Annotated in this window: 17 protein-coding genes and 7 tRNA genes; 6 read left to right on the forward strand and 18 right to left on the reverse strand. The window is 54.2% G+C overall.

Annotated elements, in window-relative coordinates; genetic code table 11:
* Positions 1–43: 43 nt before the first annotated feature.
* From THINI_RS07650 to THINI_RS07665, 4 genes are all read left to right on the forward strand, one after another.
* On the forward strand, positions 44–529 hold the full coding sequence (locus tag THINI_RS07650; RefSeq protein ID WP_002708058.1) for a hypothetical protein: 486 nt from the start codon (positions 44–46) through the stop codon (positions 527–529).
* Between the two features lie 96 nt (positions 530–625).
* The gene (locus THINI_RS24735; protein WP_002708059.1) at positions 626–1,360 is read left to right on the forward strand and encodes a hypothetical protein; all 735 of its coding nucleotides are present in this window, start codon (positions 626–628) and stop codon (positions 1,358–1,360) included.
* Positions 1,361–1,423: 63 nt separating this feature from the next.
* Complete coding sequence (locus THINI_RS07660; RefSeq protein WP_002708060.1) at positions 1,424–2,263, forward strand: 23S rRNA (adenine(2030)-N(6))-methyltransferase RlmJ; 840 nt, start codon at positions 1,424–1,426, stop codon at positions 2,261–2,263.
* Positions 2,264–2,280: 17 nt separating this feature from the next.
* Positions 2,281–2,733: an EVE domain-containing protein gene (locus tag THINI_RS07665; protein WP_002708061.1), complete on the forward strand. Its 453-nt coding sequence runs from the start codon at positions 2,281–2,283 to the stop codon at positions 2,731–2,733.
* Positions 2,734–2,776: 43 nt separating this feature from the next.
* Here THINI_RS07665 and THINI_RS07670 read toward each other — a convergent pair whose 3' ends face one another.
* From THINI_RS07670 to phaE, 18 genes are all read right to left on the reverse strand, one after another.
* Positions 2,777–3,466 carry a hypothetical protein gene (locus THINI_RS07670; protein ID WP_002708062.1) on the reverse strand — a complete coding sequence of 230 codons (690 nt, stop codon included), beginning with the start codon at positions 3,464–3,466 and terminating at the stop codon, positions 2,777–2,779.
* 211 nt (positions 3,467–3,677) lie between these two features.
* Positions 3,678–4,280 (reverse strand): hypothetical protein, encoded by a 603-nt coding sequence (locus THINI_RS07675; protein WP_002708063.1) that lies wholly within the window; start codon positions 4,278–4,280, stop codon positions 3,678–3,680.
* On the reverse strand, positions 4,270–5,565 hold the full coding sequence (gene mtaB, locus THINI_RS07680; RefSeq protein WP_002708064.1) for a tRNA (N(6)-L-threonylcarbamoyladenosine(37)-C(2))-methylthiotransferase MtaB: 1,296 nt from the start codon (positions 5,563–5,565) through the stop codon (positions 4,270–4,272). The genes THINI_RS07675 and mtaB overlap by 11 nt, the downstream gene beginning before the upstream one ends.
* An 8-nt stretch (positions 5,566–5,573) precedes the next feature.
* On the reverse strand, positions 5,574–7,454 hold the full coding sequence (locus tag THINI_RS07685; protein WP_002708065.1) for a SurA N-terminal domain-containing protein: 1,881 nt from the start codon (positions 7,452–7,454) through the stop codon (positions 5,574–5,576).
* Positions 7,455–7,563: 109 nt separating this feature from the next.
* Positions 7,564–7,640: transfer RNA gene (locus THINI_RS07690), tRNA-Asp, on the reverse strand.
* Positions 7,641–7,696: 56 nt separating this feature from the next.
* A tRNA-Asp gene (locus THINI_RS07695) sits at positions 7,697–7,773 on the reverse strand.
* Between the two features lie 23 nt (positions 7,774–7,796).
* Positions 7,797–7,872, reverse strand: a tRNA-Val gene (locus THINI_RS07700).
* 16 nt (positions 7,873–7,888) lie between these two features.
* Positions 7,889–8,176, reverse strand: coding sequence for an HU family DNA-binding protein (locus tag THINI_RS07705; protein ID WP_281054695.1), 288 nt, complete (start codon positions 8,174–8,176; stop codon positions 7,889–7,891).
* A 161-nt stretch (positions 8,177–8,337) separates the two neighbouring features.
* On the reverse strand, positions 8,338–10,758 hold the full coding sequence (lon, locus tag THINI_RS07710; protein WP_002708067.1) for an endopeptidase La: 2,421 nt from the start codon (positions 10,756–10,758) through the stop codon (positions 8,338–8,340).
* A 66-nt stretch (positions 10,759–10,824) separates the two neighbouring features.
* On the reverse strand, positions 10,825–12,105 hold the full coding sequence (gene clpX / locus THINI_RS07715) for an ATP-dependent Clp protease ATP-binding subunit ClpX (protein WP_002708068.1): 1,281 nt from the start codon (positions 12,103–12,105) through the stop codon (positions 10,825–10,827).
* A gap of 239 nt (positions 12,106–12,344) precedes the next feature.
* On the reverse strand, positions 12,345–12,959 hold the full coding sequence (gene clpP, locus THINI_RS07720) for an ATP-dependent Clp endopeptidase proteolytic subunit ClpP (protein WP_002708069.1): 615 nt from the start codon (positions 12,957–12,959) through the stop codon (positions 12,345–12,347).
* A 29-nt stretch (positions 12,960–12,988) separates the two neighbouring features.
* Positions 12,989–14,296, reverse strand: coding sequence for a trigger factor (gene tig / locus THINI_RS07725; RefSeq protein ID WP_002708070.1), 1,308 nt, complete (start codon positions 14,294–14,296; stop codon positions 12,989–12,991).
* Positions 14,297–14,366: 70 nt separating this feature from the next.
* Positions 14,367–14,451: transfer RNA gene (locus THINI_RS07730), tRNA-Leu, on the reverse strand.
* A gap of 108 nt (positions 14,452–14,559) precedes the next feature.
* Positions 14,560–14,635 (reverse strand) — tRNA-His (locus tag THINI_RS07735).
* A gap of 32 nt (positions 14,636–14,667) precedes the next feature.
* Positions 14,668–14,744 (reverse strand) — tRNA-Arg (locus tag THINI_RS07740).
* Between the two features lie 20 nt (positions 14,745–14,764).
* A tRNA-Pro gene (locus tag THINI_RS07745) sits at positions 14,765–14,841 on the reverse strand.
* A 108-nt stretch (positions 14,842–14,949) separates the two neighbouring features.
* Complete coding sequence (locus THINI_RS07750; RefSeq protein ID WP_002708071.1) at positions 14,950–16,011, reverse strand: class III poly(R)-hydroxyalkanoic acid synthase subunit PhaC; 1,062 nt, start codon at positions 16,009–16,011, stop codon at positions 14,950–14,952.
* 34 nt (positions 16,012–16,045) lie between these two features.
* Complete coding sequence (phaE, locus tag THINI_RS07755) at positions 16,046–17,197, reverse strand: class III poly(R)-hydroxyalkanoic acid synthase subunit PhaE (RefSeq protein WP_002708072.1); 1,152 nt, start codon at positions 17,195–17,197, stop codon at positions 16,046–16,048.
* Positions 17,198–17,386: 189 nt separating this feature from the next.
* On the opposite strand from phaE, the gene THINI_RS07760 reads away from it, so the two are divergent.
* Positions 17,387–18,571 carry an acetyl-CoA C-acetyltransferase gene (locus tag THINI_RS07760; protein WP_002708073.1) on the forward strand — a complete coding sequence of 395 codons (1,185 nt, stop codon included), beginning with the start codon at positions 17,387–17,389 and terminating at the stop codon, positions 18,569–18,571.
* 25 nt (positions 18,572–18,596) lie between these two features.
* Positions 18,597–19,325: an acetoacetyl-CoA reductase gene (gene phbB / locus THINI_RS07765; protein WP_002708074.1), complete on the forward strand. Its 729-nt coding sequence runs from the start codon at positions 18,597–18,599 to the stop codon at positions 19,323–19,325.
* The last annotated feature ends 69 nt before the right edge of the window (positions 19,326–19,394 follow it).

Genomic DNA, 19,394 nt, shown 5'->3' on the forward strand with positions numbered 1-19,394 from the left:
GGGTTGTCCTGATAAACTATTACACCGCATAGGAGATATTCAGATGAAAAAATTACTGGTTGGTTTGAGCCTGCTGGCTCTGTCCGCTACCGCAAGCGCAGACTTTTTTGGTGGCAACAATGGTGAATGGAAAATGGGCCCTTACGGCCCTTACTACGATGAAAGTGATTGGCCAGAGTGGACACCAATGTACTGGATGGATGAATTCATGAATGAATGGGATGGCGACGACGACTACGGCAGCTTCGGTGGCCCATTCGGCGGTGGTATGCCATTCATGGGTGGCGGCTACCCTGGCATGATGCCTTACGGCGGCGCGCCAATGATGGGAGCACCGATGATGGGCGCTCCAATGCCGATGCAACAGGCTCCAATGATGGCTCCGCAAATGGGCGCTGCGCCAATGATGGCACCAATGCCGATGCAGCAAGCCCCGATGATGATGCCACCAATGCCAGGCTCACTGCCTGGCCCTGGCCCTGGCGCAGCCCCAGCACCTATGGCGGTGCCTGCCCCAGCTGCTAACTAATCCTGCCAGAAAGGGTTATACTAAACAGGCCGGTTTATCCGGCCTGTTTTCGTTTCAGCGCACTAAACGTAATTAAGAATGATAGGGAGCAGCATCATGAAAAGAATTATTGCAGGCATTGTAATGGCCATGGCCGCAGGTGGCGTAAATGCCAAGGGCTGGAGCATGGACAGCTTCGACTGGGACTGGAGCCCCAACATGAACTGGAGCAGTAATGACGGCCCAGGTAATGGCTTCAACTGGGGCAACGGCCCCTCTTGGGGGAGCAACCCTTATTGGGGCAGCAACCCAAACATGGGCTGGGGCAACAACCCTGCCTGGGGCAACAACCCTGCCTGGGGCGGCAACTCATTCGGCTGGAACAACGGCCCCTCTTGGGGGAATGGCCCTTCCTGGCGTAACGGCCCCACTATGCCTTTCTGGAACAACGGCCCCGACATGCCATTCTGGAATAATGGGCCTTCCTGGAACAACGGCCCTAACATGCCTTTCTGGAACAACAATAACCGCTACCGCCGCTCCCCGCGCCCAGTTGCGCCGCCCGGAATGCAACCCGGCATGAACAATGGCTTACCACCGTTCATGATCCCGCCTGCACCACCGGCAGCACCAACTCCACCAGCGCCTGAAGCCACAACAATCCCGGCTTCACCAGCAACAGCCCCGACAGCGGCAACTCCCGAAGCGGCAGCCACAACATCTGCCGCCACGGCAACAACAACCGCTGAAACTGCGGCAACAACGCCTGCCACCCCAGCTCCTGAGGCTACGGCAGCAACAGAGGCTGCCAGCGCAGGCAACACCGCCCCTGACCCGACTTCAGCCCACTAAAGGGGCAAGGCAACACGGTAAGTGGGAAGAGGCTAGCCTCTTCCCGTTTCCATAGGAGGCTGTTTGCTCAGTTACCGCCACGCATTCCACGCCGGCAACCATGCGGATGTCCTCAAGCATCTTGTATTGGTGTTAACACTGGAATACTACCTGCGTAAAGACAAGCCTTTCTGGTACATTGATACCCATGCGGGCGCTGGCCTGTACCAGCTTGGCAGTGCGGAAGCGCAGAAAACCCACGAGTTTGCCCACGGCATCCAGCTGTTATGGGATGCAGATGCCCCTCCCGCTGCCCTGCACCCCTACCTGTCTCTGTTGCAACAACTCAACCCCCACCCACATTTACAGCAATACCCCGGTTCCCCCTGGATTGCGGCGCAAATGCTGCGCCCAACCGACCAGTTGCGCCTGTTTGAACTACACCCCGCAGATTTCGCTGCACTCGGTGGCTTGCTGGGTAAGGACAAGCGCACCCAATTCTGTAAACAGGATGGGCTACAGGGGTTGCTGGGGCTGCTGCCTCCGCCCGCCCGCCGTGCAGTTATCCTGATTGACCCGTCCTATGAGCTGAAAACGGACTATCAGGGGGTTGTAGACACACTAGCCAAAGCCCATCAGCGCTTTGCCACCGGAACCTACCTGTTATGGTATCCCGTTATTAGCCGGGCACGGGTCGGGCAAATGTCGGCAGCATTACAAAACAGCGGTATTACCGACATCCTACAAATCGAATTCTGCCCCTTGCCGGACAGCAATGCCCTTGGCATGACTGGCAGCGGCATGTTTGTCATCAACCCGCCCTGGCTACTGGAAAACCAGATGCGAGATATTTCACCCTGGCTGCACCAGCAAATGGCCACTCACGGCGGGCATTTCAGCATTACCAGCTCGCCCCCAAAATAAAGCACCTAAGGAACACCATGCAATACTGGCTGATGAAATCGGAACCTGACGTATTTGGTATTGATCACCTGCGAAAGGCAGTTATCGAGCCGTGGGATGGGGTGCGCAATTACCAAGCACGCAATATGATGCGGGATCAGATGCAAGTCGGCGACCAGATATTTTTCTACCACTCCAACTGCGATGTACCCGGCATTACCGGCATCGCCGAAGTCGCCACCAGTGGCTACCCGGATAAAACAGCCTTCGACCCGGCAGCAAAATATTTCGACCCCAAAAGTGACCCCAATAACCCGCGCTGGTATCGGGTGGATGTGAAATTTGTACGCGAGCTAAACCGTACCATCAGCTTACAGGAACTGCGCGAGCACCCTGAACTGGAAAACATGCCATTGGTGCGCAAAGGTAACCGCCTGTCTGTCATGCCGGTCACGGAACAGGAATGGCAGTACATACTCTCCCTCGAATGAGAACAAACACCCACACGAGCTGTTGCACCCACCCAGTTACCCGTTACGGCTTTTTCTCATCCGCTCCTGGCTTGCAGGCAGCTGCCCCAGGACCAAACAGCGGGCAAAAATCGGCTGGCAGATCAGGTTTGGCCTCCGCCGCACCAACCGGGGTACTGGTCGGCTGGGCAACATTATCCGCCACGCCACCGGTTACCTCCGGTTGCCTGGGGGATAATTTGGATGCAGATACCGGCTCCGTACCGGCTATCGCTGGGGGAGCCGCCTGCATGAAACGTGCAAGACGCAAATCATGGAAAACCCGCTTGGCCTCCCAATAATCCTGCTGGTACTGGTTGCGTGCCAGCAACACCTGCTTATCCTTTGCCGCAATGCCGAGACCTTCGGCAATGCCATCCATTTCCACCAGCTGTTGCAGGATCTGGCTTGCCTTGTCCAGCAGGGCGGCGTGTTTGTCATGGCCATCCACCCCCTCCCGTTCCTGCGCGTCAAATTCGCTGACCATGGCCTTCAGGCGCTCTTCCTGCCGCTGATAGACTGGGGGTGGCTCAAACCCGCTGCTCGCCGGTGCAGCCAGTTGTGTGGCTTCCGGCTCACGTACCAGATACAGCGATAATGCGACCGCCGCCGTCACAACCAGCAACAACACCGGCAAAACCAGGCGCAATACACCTTCCAGTTTTTCCTGGGTGGAGGGTTCCGGTAAATCTTGCTTGATGACTAATTTGGGCATGGCGGGGCTTCCATTGCAGTTGATCAGGGCATTTAAAAATGCATGACGCCAACATAACATCCCTTTATTTTCATGCCAGTACATGACTGACAGAGTGGCGATTTTAGGCTTTATACGGATATTCACCCTATATAAGCCTGAATTTTGCCTGAATGCAATAAGAATTCACCACATTGGATATCCAACCCAAAGGATTGACTATTTTTTATTCTTAAATAGCCTGTTTGGAGGGTGGTGGCATAGTTGCCGGTGGTGTTTCAGGTTCTGAAGCGGGTGGTTTGGACAATTCTTTCTTCAATTTATCAACGCCCTGCTGCAAATTCTGGTTTAATTTACCAACACTTTCGGCCAAGGAACGGTCAAGGTCTGTTAGCCCGTTTTCCATGAACTGGTTCAACTGGTCTACAACCGCACCCATCGCACCACTAACCATGGAACCCAGCGTCTTCTGGACATCAACCTGCCATTTATTGTCTTTGCCGTAGACCAGGACAGTCCTCAGCGGGATCACCATATCGCCTTTTTCCCCGCCATACAGCACTGTGGCAACTTCAGCAGTTCCGCCTTCAACCTTGATTTCACCCGTTTCAAAACGCTGGGCAGACACACTTTTGCTGCTAAGGAATTGCAGGTACTGGGCGCTCTCCCATGTCACCAAATCTTTGGCGGTATCCATGTCTTCAGCCAGCACCGCCTGCCAGAATTTCTCTGTCGTTTCACGCGCCTGCTGTGATTCGGATGAAAAGATGCAACCCGACAACAACACCCCCAGCATCAACAGAAAAATACCTACCAACCAGTGCTTAACCTTCATTGCTCAACCTCCCTTGCAGCACGCCATCAGCATCCACGCTCAGCAACAGGGTAGGTGTAACCGTATTACCAAGCTGGCTATTCTTTGGCACAGACACACTTACCTTGCAGTAATTGGGTGTATAGCCGGTATAAGTTTGCCGTCCGTCGCCGCTTTCACGGCCATATTCCCATAATACAGGAATATACCCGCCTACCTGCTGTTGCAGCCATTCCTGCTTCATGAGCTCGCCAATCTCATGCAAGGTTTGACTGCGCTGCTTCTTGACAGGTTCCGCCACTTGCCCCGGTAGTCCGGCAGCCTTGGTACCTTCGCGCACGGAATAGCTGAAAATATGCAGGTGACCAAACCCGACAGACTGCACAAAAGCCAACGTCTGCTCCCACTCCTCGTCGGTTTCGCCGGGAAAACCGACGATAATGTCGGTAGTGACGTTGAACCCCGCTACGGCAGTGCGTGCCTGCTCCACCAGCCGGGCAAACTCGGCGGTCTTGCAACGCCGCGCCATCCGCCGCAGCACAGAATCCGCGCCACTTTGCAGGGGCAAATGCATGTGCGGCATCAAACGCGGATCGGCAAACAGGGCAAAGAAATCCTCCGGCAAATCCCACGGCTCAACCGAGGCAAAGCGGATGCGGGGTATGTCAGTTTCCCGCAGAATGGCTTGCACCAACGCATACAGGGAACTGCTCGTATCGCTGCCATAGCCACCGACATGTACGCCGGTCAGCACGATTTCCTGTACACCCTGCCCATACAAGCCATTGATTTCGGAAATAATGTCGGCTTCACTGCGGCTGCGTTCTTCCCCACGCGCCAGCGTGACAATACAGAAAGTGCAGCGATAACGGCAACCATCCTGAATTTTGATGAAAGCACGTTGCCGACCACGCAGGAACAAGGGCGTTTCACCCGGCTCGGTCGCCATCGCGGGCATGATGGGCGAAGCGAATTGCTGCATGACGGTCTGGGGAAGGCGATCTTTGTCAGCATTTGGCACTACCAGATCGACCCCGAGCGCCTGCGCCACTTCATCGGTTTGCAGGCTGGCGTAACAGCCGCTCACCACCAGCTTGGCGGCAGGGTTTTCACGGTACAGGCGGTGCATCAGGCGGCGCGACTTGCCCGCTGCCTCATTGGTGACAGCACAGGTATTCAGTACCAACACGTCTGCATCCGGGACGCTGGCGACAATTTCATGCCCACCAGCACTGAACTGTTGCGACCATTGCTCCAGTTCCGCTTCGTTTAGGCGACATCCCAATGCTTTCAGGTGGATTTTCATTTAACCGTTTACAGGTTCTCGGGGTGGGTGACCACTTCAGCGCTGTCACGCAGATCTTGCAGGAAAGCACCCAGCTCGCGTGAACCAACACTTTGCTCAAACACAGCAGCTGCATCCGCACTCAAGTTGGCTTCACCAGCCTTGACGGATTTAAGGGCGACAACAGCATAGTCACCATTGCCCATCGCCACGCCAGTCCAGCTGGACTTACCCGCAGCGGGATGGTTCATGGCAAAAGCTTTTTCCAGCACTTCCGGTGGTAACTTGTTGTCCGTGCGGCCAACTAGGCCAAATTTTTCCACCGCCGATTCTGCCCCCAGACCGGTTTCAGACAAGGTTGTCCAAGTTTGACTATCAGACAGTTTCTTCAGCAAGTCTTCGCCTTTCTGGGCTGTCAGCTTACGTGCTTCCTGCGCCAACAACGCCGTGCGGATGTCTTCGCGCACCGCATCCAATGGTTTCTGTGCCGCCGCTTCGTGATTGACAACACGGATGACAGCGGCTTTCCCGTCTTCCAGCTCCAGCACATCGGAATTTTTACCGGATTTCAGCACATCATCGTCAAAAGCAGCCTCACGCACTTTGGCACTGGCGGCAATGCCTTCACCCTGTATCCGGCTGAGCCAGTCAGTTTGCTGTACCGTCAAACCCACTTCCGTGGCAGCAGGGGCAAGGTCACCATCCTGCTCATAAGCAACCCGACCCAGGGTTTCACCCTTGTCCAGAAATTCCTTTTCGGCCAGTTCATTACGGTAATCTTTCTCTGCTGCCTCACGCACTTCAGCCAGAGTTTTGGACTGGGCAGGCTTGATTTCATTGACACGGATGATTTCATAGCCCGCTTCGGTTTTGACCGGGGCTGACATTTCGCCTGATTTGAGGGCAAACACGGCCTTCTCGAATTCCGGCCCCCAGTCACCGGCCACGACCGAACCAATCAGGCCGCCTTTTTCTGCCGCGATCTTGTCATCGGAATCAGTACGGGCAATGTCTTCAAACTGGCGGGTTCCTGCCTGTATGTCGGCATACAGGGCATCAATGCGCTTTTTGGCATCCGCGTCTTTGGCGGGGCCATCCACACCTACCAAAATATGGCTGGCAACAAACTCTTCCGGTTGCGCGTAATGCTCGGCATTGTCATCAAACCAGGCTTGCAGGGCGGCTTCATCAACTGCCACCTTTGCAGCCAGATCGTCACGGTTGAGTTCCAGATAAGCCAGCTGAACTTTTTCGTCGGTCATGTAGCTGGCCTTGTTTTGCTCGTAATACTGGGCAATCTGTTCATCGCTGATCTGTACTTGCGTCTGGAAATCAGCCATTTTCAGGGTGAAGACCTCCAGCTCACGTTGCTGGTTACGCAATGCCTGATATTGCTCGGCTTCCGCCTTGGGCAAAAAGGCCGTAGCCTGGACAGCATTGCGCAGTTGCTGCTGCGACAAATCATTGCGCACCTGGAACTCAAATTCCACCGGGTCACGACGCTGCATTTTCAGGAAGTTTTCGTAAGTCGCCTTGTCAAATTTGCCGTCTTTCTGGAAGACCTCGATAGCGGTGATAGCGTCCGCCACTTCCTGGTTGCTGGCACGGTAGCCGCCTTCAGTGATTTTCTGGCGCATCAGAGCCTGGTTAATGACCGACTCCAACGCACTGCCCTTCAGCGCTTCGTCCATACCCGGAGGCAGCTGGCCACCGAACTGCTGCTTCATTTGTAACAGGGCATTCTGGACTTCCTGTACCAGGATTTCTTCGCCATTGACAACAGCAGCTGCGCGTTTGCCGCCACCCTCGAAATATTGGTTGATGCCGAACAAGGCAAATGGAACGATGATCAAACCTACGATAACATAGGCAATCCAGCCTTTGGCTTTATCATGAATCGATTGCAGCATGGTCTTTTATGTTTTTGTCAGTAATGTTGATGGATAGATAATGCGCACGCCCCACGCACGCAGAAACGCAATCATACAGCAAGAAACAAGGGGATGAAATGGAAAAAGTTGGCGGAGCGGACGGGACTCGAACCCGCGACCCCCGGCGTGACAGGCCGGTATTCTAACCAACTGAACTACCGCTCCGTGATGGTTTGAGACAAGTAAAAAGGATGTCTTGATGACATCCTTTTTTAAAGAGTTGGCGGAGCGGACGGGACTCGAACCCGCGACCCCCGGCGTGACAGGCCGGTATTCTAACCAACTGAACTACCGCTCCGCGATATAAACTTTAAACAACGATGGTGGGTAGTGAGGGGCTCGAACCCCCGACATTCGCCTTGTAAGGGCGACGCTCTACCAACTGAGCTAACTACCCGTCGTTGGAAAGGGCGCTAGTTTACTGCATCCTTCAGAGCTTTGCCAGCCTTAAATGAAGGAATTTTTGCAGAAGCGATAGAAATTGTTTCTCCGGTACGCGGGTTGCGGCCAGAGCGTGCCTGACGCTCACGCACCAGGAAAGTGCCGAAACCTACCAAGGCAACTTGGTCACCCTTGGCCATTGCTTCGCTGATAACCTCGACGAATGCTTTGAATGCACGATCAGCGTCAGCTTTGGTCAAGCCGGACTTGTCTGATACTGCATCAATCAGTTCTGATTTATTCATAGAAACTTTCCTTATGAATTCATTATTGGGGAAAACCGAAACACTCCTGCCAGTCCTAGATCAGCAGAGCCACCCATGCGGATACGCCCGACAGTTATACCAGCGACATCTAAAATATGTCAACAAAATGACGGACTTCAAACGCACAGAAGCATTTCACCACAAAGTGTAGACCATTAATGTGGCCTTGCCGGGGTGGAGTCCTCCTCTTCAGTCACCGGTGCAGACGCCACCGGCTGGCTTTCCCCATCATCGTCGAGGTCTTCATCATCAGCCAATGGCTCGGGCGCACGCTCCAGCGCCAGTGCCAGCACTTCGTCGATCCACTTGACAGGTCTGATCTCCAAGCCCTTCTTGACGTTATCCGGCACTTCTGCCAAATCCTTTTCGTTTTCACGCGGAATCAGCACCAACTTGATGCCGCCACGGTGCGCAGCCAGCAGTTTTTCCTTCAGCCCACCAATGGGCAACACTTCACCGCGCAGGGTGATTTCACCCGTCATGGCGACATCGGCATTGACCGGGATACGGGTCATGGCCGATACCATCGCTGTTACCATGCCGATACCTGCACTTGGGCCGTCCTTAGGCGTGGCACCTTCCGGCACATGGATATGCACATTGTGCTTGCGCAGGAATTTGCGGGTGATACCCAAGCTACGGGCGCGGCTCTTGACCACGGTTTCAGCCGCATGGATGGATTCTTTCATCACCTCACCCAAGCGGCCAGTGCTCTTGATCATGCCGTTACCCGGCAGCAGCGCGCTTTCAATGGTTAGCAGATCGCCACCTACGGAAGTCCACGCCAGCCCGGTGACCTGACCGATCTGGTTGCTCCTGTCGGCACGACCGTAATCGAAACGCTTCACGCCAAGATACTTTTCAATGTTACGTGGTGTGACCGAAGTCTTTTTCTTGTCGTTCAGCAAGTGATCCTTGACCGCCTTGCGGCATAACTTGGAAATTTCCCGATCCAGGCTACGCACCCCGGCTTCGCGGGTGTAATGGCGGATAATGTCCAGCACCGCGCTGTCGCTGATGCTCAACTCGCCTTTTTTCAGGCCATTGCTCTTGACCTGTTTGGGAATCAGGTAATTGCGGGCAATGCTGAGCTTTTCATCTTCGGTATAGCCCGGGATGCGGATGACCTCCATACGATCCAGCAACGGCCCCGGAATGCGCATACTGTTGGATGTGGCCACAAACATGACATCCGACAGGTCGAAATCGACTTCCAGGTAGTGGTCGGCAAAGGTGTGGTTCTGTTCCGGATCCAACACTTCCAGCAGGGCGGAAGACGGGTCACCACGGAAATCGGTGGACATCTTATCGATTTCATCCAGCAGGAACAGCGGGTTACGGGTTCCTACCTTGGACAGGTTCTGGATGATCTTGCCCGGCAAGGAGCCAATATAAGTGCGGCGGTGACCACGGATTTCCGCTTCGTCACGCACCCCACCCAGTGCCATGCGGGTAAACTTCCGGCCAGTGGCGCGGGCAATGGATTGCCCCAGGGAGGTTTTGCCCACCCCCGGTGGCCCAACCAAGCACAGGATTGGCCCTTTGATCTTCTTGACCCTCTGCTGCACGGCCAAGAATTCGAGAATGCGTTCCTTGACCTCTTCCAAGCCGAAATGGTCTTCGTTCAGCACCGTCTCGGCTGACGACAGGTTGTTGTTGACCTTGGACTTTTTCTTCCAGGGCAGGTTGGCCAGCCAGTCAATGTAATTACGCACCACCGTGGCTTCCGCCGACATCGGTGACATCATTTTCAGCTTTTTCAGCTCGGCGTCGGCCTTTTCGCGGGCGTCTTTGGGCATTCCGGCATTTTCCACCCGGCGTGCCAGTTCTTCCATCTCATTGGGCGCACCCTCATCCAGTTCGCCCAGCTCTTTCTGGATGGCCTTGATCTGTTCATTGAGGTAGTACTCACGCTGGCTACGTTCCATCTGCTGCTTGACGCGGCCACGGATTTTCTTTTCCACCTGCAACAGGTCAATTTCACCCTCGATCAGTTCCATCAAGTGCTGGATACGTTCCTCCACATCCAACATTTCGAGAATTTTCTGCTTTTCAGCAATTTTCAGCCCCAGATGGGCAGCGATAGTGTCCGCCAAGCGCACCGGGTCGTCAATGCTGGACAGGGAAGACAGGATTTCCGGTGGAACCTTTTTATTCAGTTTGACGTATTGCTCAAACAGGCTGATCAGGGAACGGCTCAGGACTTCAACCTTGCGCTGGTCACCCGGCAGGGAGGCGCGAACTTCCACCTTGGCTGCCGAAAAGTCGCCAGCATTGTCAATGGCCATGATTTCGGCACGCTCCAAACCCTCCACCAGCACTTTCAGGGTACCATCCGGCAGCTTCAACAATTGCAGGATGGTGGCTAGGGTTCCCATGGTATGCACATCATCCAGTTCCGGCGCATCCACTTCAGCACTTTTTTGTGCGACCAGCAGGATTTGCTTGTTGTCATCCATAGCCATGTCAAGCGCCTGGATGGATTTGTTCCGCCCCACGAACAGGGGAATGACCATGTGCGGGTAGACAACCACATCACGCAGGGGGAGAACGGGAACAATGATAGATTTAGCCATGGTAACAACTCGCTGTTGCAGATGGAGACTACGCGCCCAGCAGAAAGCCGGACGCGCCAACACATGTTATTCGCCGGCAGCCAGCTGCTGCGGTTCAACATTCTCATAGATCAGATAAGGTGTGGACTCACCCTTGACGACGGATTCATCCACCACTACCTTGCCGACATTCTGCTCGGATGGCAGGTCATACATGGTATCCAGCAGGATTTTTTCCATGATGGAACGCAAGCCGCGCGCACCGGTTTTACGCTCCATGGCCTTGCGGGCAATGGCGTGCAGAGCATCGTCGCGGAACACCAGCTCAGCACCTTCCATGTCAAACAGTTTGGCGTATTGCTTGGTAAGGGCATTGCGTGGCTCGGTGAGGATTTGCACCAGCGCTTCCTCATCCAGCTCTTCCAGGGTTGCCACGACCGGCAAACGCCCCACAAATTCGGGAATCAGCCCATAATGCACCAGGTCTTCGGCCTCGATGTCGCGAATGACTTCGCCAAAACTACGGCTTTCATCCGGGGCCTTGACCTTCGCGGAAAAGCCGATGCTACCCTTTTCGGTGCGGCGGCGGATGACCCTATCCATACCGGCAAACGCCCCGCCGACGATGAACAGGATATTGCGGGTGTCAACCTGTAAGAACTCCTGCTGCGGATGCTTGCGCCCACCTTGTGGCGGTACCGAGGCAATGGTGCCTTCGATCAGTTTCAGCAATGCCTGTTGCACACCTTCACCAGACACATCGCGGGTAATGGAGGGGTTGTCAGCCTTGCGGGAAATCTTGTCGATTTCGTCGATGTAGACAATACCGGTCTGCGCCTTTTCCACATCGTAATCGCATTTTTGCAGCAGCTTCTGGATGATGTTTTCCACATCCTCGCCCACGTAACCGGCTTCGGTCAGAGTGGTGGCATCGGCGATGGTGAAAGGCACATTCAATAGGCGCGCCAAGGTTTCAGCCAGCAAGGTTTTGCCGCTACCGGTCGGCCCGATCAGCAAGATGTTGCTTTTGGCCAGCTCGACATCATCCTTGCCACCTTTCTTGTAAAGGCGCTTGTAATGGTTGTAGACGGCTACTGACAGCACCCGCTTCGCCAGCTCCTGACCGATGACATATTCATCAAGGTTGGCCTTGAGTTCATGCGGTGTCGGCAGAGAGGATTGTTCGTCAGACCCCTGTACGGCATGCATCTCCTCCTGAATGATGTCATTACACAAATCGACACATTCATCACAAATGAAGACCGAAGGCCCCGCAATCAGTTTGCGCACCTCATGCTGGCTTTTTCCGCAGAAAGAGCAGTACAGCAATTTGCCGCTATCATGATCGCCTCGTCTATCTTTGCTCATCAGAACCTCTATCCCGTGCCAGCAATGGGCACATCAACACTAACCAAAGGGACTATAGTAATGTCCGCCTGTCTGTTTTCAAACCATATTATTGAGATAATCCTGTCTACTGACAAGAATACATGGCTTTGAGAAGTATTTTACGCTTCTTTTCCTTAAAAACACCTGTCCAGACACGAAAACAGCCTGCAAAAACAGGCTGTTTTCTGATAAAAGGATCACAAATCCGGTTCGGTGCATCAAGAACGGACTGTCAACACCTCATCTATCAAGCCATATTCACACGCCGTTGGCGCATCCATGAAATTATCCCGGTCGGTATCCTGCTCAATGCGCTCCAGCGGTTGACCGGTGTGGCTGGCCAGCACCCGGTTCAACTCTTCACGCATCTTGAGGATTTCACGGGCGTGAATCTCGATATCGGACGCCTGACCACGGAAACCACCCAGCGGCTGATGGATCATCACCCGCGAATGCGGCAAAGCAAAACGCTTGCCCTTGGCCCCACCCGCCAGCAACACAGCACCCATACTGGCCGCTTGGCCAATACACAAGGTGCTGACATCCGGCTTGATGAATTGCATGGTGTCATAGATGGCCATGCCGGAGGTAATAACGCCACCCGGAGAGTTGATATACAGATGAATGTCCTTTTCCGGATTTTCCGACTCCAGGAACAGCAACTGCGCCACAATCAGGTTGGCCATGTAGTCTTCAACTTCGCCCACACAAAAAATGACGCGTTCCCGTAATAAACGGGAATAAATGTCGAAGGCGCGCTCGCCGCGCGCGGACTGTTCGATAACCATTGGCACGCCAACAGCGCGTGGCTCAATCGGATTTTTTCCAAACATTACAACCTACCTTATTTATGTACAGCAACTCAGGCCGCAGCCTGCCCTTGCTTGTCCGGGTTCATGACACTGTCAAAGTCACGCTTTTCATCGGTCACTGTCGCCTTTTCCATCGCCCACTCAACAATCATTTCTTCCATGACTGCCGCTTCAATGGTTTGCATGGCCTGACGGTTGCCACGGTAATAATTTTTCAGGGCATCCGGGTCTTCGTAGCTGGCAGCGACAGTTTCCAGCATCGCCTCGACGCGCGCAGGGTCACGTTGCAGGTTGTTCTGGCGGATGATTTCACCCACGATCAGCCCCAGCTTGACACGGCGCTCGGCTTGCGGCACAAACATCTCATCCGGCAGATTATCTGCTTTGGTACCGGTATTTTGCGAGAACTCATCACGAATGTAACGGATTTCATCCTTCACCAGCGCATTGGGAATATCAATTGCATGCAGGTCAGCCAAACCATCCATTACCTGCTGCTTGAGCTGGGTCTTGATGGCTCCATCCAGTTCGCGCTGCATGTTCTTTTTGACTTCGGTACGGAATTCGTCGGCGGAACCACTTACCACCCCGAAGTTCTTGATGAAATCTTCATCCACTTCCGGCAGGGCAGGTGCACGTACCTGTTTCATGGTGAGCTTGAACTGAGCCGTTTTACCTTTCAGGTTATCCGCCTGATAGTTATCAGGGAATGCCACGTCGATAGTCTTTTCATCGCCAGCCTTCATGCCCAGCAGACCATCTTCAAAGTCTTTCAACATCCGGCCTGCACCCAGTTCGACCGCATAGTCTTCGGCTGCTCCCCCTTCAAAAGCCTCACCATCAACGCTACCAGCAAAGTCCACCTTTACCATATCGCCAGCGGCGGCGGCACGGTCAGTTTCCTGCCACTCCTGGTTTTGCTTACGGATAACGTCAACCATCTTGTCAATGTCGGCCTCTGTAATCTCGGCAAGCGGACGAGTGACAGCCAAGGTTTCAACGCCAGCGATAACAATTTCCGGGTACACCTGAAAAGTGGCAACAAATTCCAGATCCTTGCCTGCCTCCATGGATTTCAGGTCGATTTCCGGCAGACCTGCAACGCGCAGGTTTTCCTTGCCAGCCGCTTCCTGGAAACTGGAACCCAGCAGTTTTTCCACCACTTCAAAACGCACGGAATCACTGTAACGCTTTTTCACCACGGAAAAAGGCACCTTGCCTGGGCGGAAACCATCAATCCGCACACGACCGGCCATGCCCTTCAGGCGCTTATCCACTTCCTTGTCAATCTGCTCGGCAGGGACTGCCACTGTCATCTTGCGATCAATGTTACCGGTTGTTTCAACTGAAACTTGCATGTAAAAAAACCTCATCAGCGCCTGCCGCCACAGGACGCAGGCATCATTTATAACTATTGGTTGGATGGGATGGTGCGAAAGGAGAGACTCGAACTCTCACGCCTTACGGCACTGGAACCTAAATCCAGCGCGTCTACCAATTCCGCCACTCTCGCACGTATTCAGTCACCGGTTCCCCATCAGCAAGCCTGACCAGAAACCGTAAAGGAGGCGATTATACACAGCAGAAATGCTCTTGTATAACATTAAGCAAGGGGGATAAGTGGGGTGACTGATGGGACTCGAACCCACGACCACCGGAATCACAATCCAGTGCTCTACCAACTGAGCTACAGTCACCACTGAAAACTGTTGCCTGCGGGACGGGGAAGTGGCACGCCCGGCAGGGCTCGAACCTGCAACCTACGGCTTAGAAGGCCGTTGCTCTATCCAATTGAGCTACGGGCGCAGAGTTGATGAATTTGAAAATGGTCGGAGTAGAGGGATTTGAACCCCCGACCACCTGTACCCAAAACAGGTGCGCTACCAGGCTGCGCTATACTCCGACTGTAAAGAGGCAGGATATGCTGAATCCATTCCTCAATCAAGAGCGCGAACTATACGGAGCATCTGCCGTGGCGTCAAGCTCCATATAGCTGCAACCCCGAATTTTTTTAGCTGCGCGCCGTCAGCCACTCGCCAATGGTGGGCGGAATGGTTTTCTGCGCTTTACCACTGACGTAGATACCGATATGGCCGCCCTTGAAAGACAGCTCGGTATAATCAGACGAACCAATCGCACCCTTGAGCGCACGTGAAGCATCCGGCGGCACCAGATGGTCGTACTCAGCAAACACATTCAGCACAGGCGCGGTAATGTTCTTAAGGTCAACCGTATAATCACCAATCTGGACTTCGCCCTTCAGCAATTTGTTCTGCTGGAAGAAATCCTTGATGAACTGGCGGAAGGTTTCGCCCGCCTGATCCGGGCTGTCGAAAATCCACTTTTCCATACGCATAAAATTTTTCAGCGTTTGGCTGTCGCCCATCACGTCAACCATGCCCAAGTATTTCTGCCCCATCAACTGGTAAGGTTTCAGATTGAGGAATGTCCAGTTGAGCATTTCCCCCGGAATATTGCCGATGGTGTCGACCAACTGGTCAATATCCACATTCTGCACCCAATGGCTGAGCATATTATCCGGCGTATGGTAATCGACCGGCGTCACCATGGTGACCAGATTCTTGACCTTTTCCGGGTGCATGGAGGTGTAGCACAGGCTGAAAGCGCCACCCTGGCAGATTCCCAACAAGTTGATGGCATCGACACCATGACGGGCGCAGATTTCATCGACGCAATTGTCCAGATAACCATTCAGGTAGTCATCCAGGGTCAGGTAACGGTCAGACGCGTCCGGGTAACCCCAGTCGATCAAGTACACATCCTGCCCGGAATCCAGCAAACCCTTGATAGTGGAACGATTTTCCTGAATATCGGTCATATAGGGGCGGTTAACCAGCGCATACACAATCAATACCGGCACTTTATTGGTTGGCTCGGCAGTACCCTGATAGCGCAACAGCTTGAGCTTATCTTCCTGATACACCACCTCGGACGGGGTAACGCCACTGGAAATCTCGCCAACTTCCATCAGGTTGGTCATACCCTGGGCGAGCTTCTCGTTGAAGGCTTTAACTTCGTTCAGAACTTCATCTGGACGCATTTGAAACGGCATATTCGTTCTCCTTGAATTCAGTCCGATGATCAGGTCAGGCAGACGTGGCAGGCTTCTTGCTGCTGGCACGGGTGATTTTAGGTTTGGCAACGGCCTTGGGTTTGGTATCAGCAGGCACTTCTTCAGCCTCAGCCTCAGCCTCAGCCTCAGCCTCAGGTGCTGTCTCTGGCATTGGAACTGGTGCAGGAGCCGCCGCCATGGCATCAACCTTGCGCGCCAATTCCTGTAACTGCTTACGCAGGGAACGGTTTTCACGGCGGATTTCCTGCTGCTTCTGGAAAGCGGCGTTCATATCCTTGCGGGTTGGCAGATTGGCAGCCTCGTATGCACTATCCATCTCAGCATTGATGCCCTGCTTCAGCGTCATCAATGCATTCACCAAATCGCCGTACACCACCTGATATTCATCCGTCATGGCGAACTTGCCATAGACCTCTTCATTTACATCCACCCATAAGTCGTAGAGTTCACGCAAGGTGTTGATCTTTTTGCCTTCCTCGCGCAGTTTGGTGACGCGTGCGCGCAAGGCAGTCACGGATTCAATACCCTGTTTGGCGAAAGCCTCCAGATAATCATCCATCGCTTCCTGATAGTTAGCCCCCAGTTGCGCCAGCTCCTGCAAACGCTCTTGCGACTCACGGTTGAAACCGACCGCTGGAGTAGCGAGCATCTTGTGCAGTTGCTCCTGCCAGTTTTCGGAAGTCGGCATGTGGAAACCACCAGCACCCATTTGCTGGAATGCCTGCATTCCCATGCTTTCCAGCACGTGCTTCCAGCTATCCAGTGCTGCCTGGCCAACGCCAAAACCATGGGCGGTATACTTGCCCGCTTCCAGCTGGGTGCAGCAATTGCGGAAACCGGCTTCCATCGCATCCATCCACGCATTCATGGCTTCTGCGCCGGTGGAGCCAGCTTTCTGCACGCTGTAGGCGTTTTCGGCGAGGTTCATATAGGTCTTGCCCATATCCACCATGCGCTGAAAAGCATCTGTAGATGCACCTGGCGTGGTGTGCTGACTGACCGCCTTCCACCATTGCTCCAGCCCTTGCGTCCAGGCTGGAACGCCCATGCCGGGCATGGCTTGTGCACCAGGCTGCCCCATTTTGGCCAGATCCGACCAGGCATCCCAATAACGTTTTTGCGTGTCAGACCAATTTTTCATCATTTCTTCAGACCAAGCTTCCATCACTGCTCCCATCCTCCGCGTAAAAAAGGTTGATTTTCACAAGCTTAACATGCTATTTTGTGCGTCGCAACATTGTTGACAGATTTACTCATATACGGCTTGCAAAAACAAACCGTAAGGTATTATTGTTGACAACTGTAGCATTACACCACAAGGATCAATAGGATTTTAACCCTGGGAGAACGTTTCATGCGCGAAGATATTGTTATCGTGGCCGCAGGCAGAACTGCACTTGGTACTTTTGGCGGTTCCCTTTCCTCCATTCCTGCGTCCGAACTCGGCGCAAAAGTCATTAAAGGGTTGCTGGAACGTTCCGGCCTGAAACCTGAGCAAATCAACGAAGTCATCCTCGGTCAGGTGCTGACCGCTGGTGTTGGCCAGAACCCTGCCCGTCAGGCAGTGTTGTCGGCTGGCCTGCCAGTGGAGGTTCCGGCCATGACCATCAACAAAGTCTGCGGCAGTGGCCTGAAAGCCGTACATCTGGCCTATCAGGCGGTGGCTTGTGGCGATGCTGACATCGTAATCGCGGGTGGCCAGGAAACCATGAGCGCTTCCGCCCACGTCCTGCCCGGTTCCCGTAACGGCCAGAAGATGGGCGACTGGAAAATGGTCGACACCATGATCAAGGATGGCCTGTGGTGCGCCTTCAACGACTGCCACATGGGCATTACTGCCGAAAATATCGCCGGCCAATACGGCTTCAGTCGTGAAGCGCAGGATGAATTCGCCGCTGGCTCCCAACAAAAAACCGAAGCAGCGCAAAAAGCTGGTGTATTCACCGATGAAATCATCCCGGTCGAAATCCCGCAGCGCAAGGGCGACCCGCTGGTGTTCGACACTGACGAATTCCCGCGTGCTGGCACCACTGCCGCCTCTCTGGCGAAACTACGCCCTGCCTTCAAAAAGGATGGCACTGTGACTGCCGGCAACGCTTCCGGCATCAACGACGGCGCGGCAGCCGTGGTTGTGATGACCGCTTCCAAAGCAAAAGAACTCGGCCTGACCCCAATGGCACGTATCGTGTCGTTCTCCAGCGCGGGCGTTGACCCGGCCATCATGGGCACCGGCCCGATCCCCGCCACCACCAAATGCCTGGAAAAAGCGGGCTGGAGCGTGGCTGACCTTGACCTGATCGAAGCCAACGAAGCGTTCGCGGCACAGGCCATGTCCGTCAACGAAAGCCTTGGTTTCGACCTGAACAAGGTCAACATCAGCGGCGGCGCGATTGCCCTCGGCCACCCGATTGGCGCATCCGGCGCGCGCGTGCTGGTCACCCTGCTGCATGGCATGAAGCGCACCGGCGCGAAGAAAGGTCTGGCGACGCTGTGCATCGGCGGCGGCCAGGGTGTGGCGATGGCAGTTGAAGCAATTTAAATTATATTTTGAGGAGTAATAATTCATGAGTAAAGTTGCACTGGTAACAGGTGGTACTGGCGGTATCGGTAACGCCATTTGCAAGCAATTCGCGGCAGACGGCTACAAGGTTGTCACCACCTATTTCGAGCCGGAAGAGCAAGCGAAAGCATGGCAGGAAAAGCAGGATTATGAAGTCACCATCTACCCATGCGATGTCAGCAGCTATGATGACTGCGTGAAACTGAAAGAAGCGGTGGAAGCCGATTTCGGCCAGGTCGACATCATCGTCAACTGCGCAGGCATCACCCGTGACGCCACCTTCAAGAAAATCACCCCGGCACATTGGGCAGCGGTGATGAAAACCAACCTTGACAGCATCTTTAATGTCACCCACCAATTCGTCAACCAGATGGCTGACCGTGGTTTTGGCCGCGTCATCAACATCTCCTCCATCAATGGCCAGAAAGGCCAGTTTGGCCAGACCAACTACAGCGCGGCCAAAGCAGGCGTACACGGTTTCACCATGGCGCTGGCGCAGGAAGTCGCGCGCAAAGGCGTAACCATCAATACCCTGTCCCCTGGCTACATCGCCACGGAAATGGTGATGGCGATTGCCGAAGACGTGCGCAACAAGATTATCGCGCAAATCCCGGTAGGCCGTCTGGGCACGCCGGAAGAAATGGCCGCGATCGTTTCCTTCCTGGCTTCTGACAACGCCGGCTTCATCACTGGCGCGAACATCTCCGCCAATGGTGGGCAATTCATCCATTGATGACTGTAGGGGCGGAAGATTTTTCGCCCCTACCCCCTCCACAATCCCCTGTTCTTGCCAATCATTCAC

This window comes from Thiothrix nivea DSM 5205 (assembly GCF_000260135.1).
GTDB classification, from domain to species: Bacteria; Pseudomonadota; Gammaproteobacteria; order Thiotrichales; family Thiotrichaceae; genus Thiothrix; species Thiothrix nivea.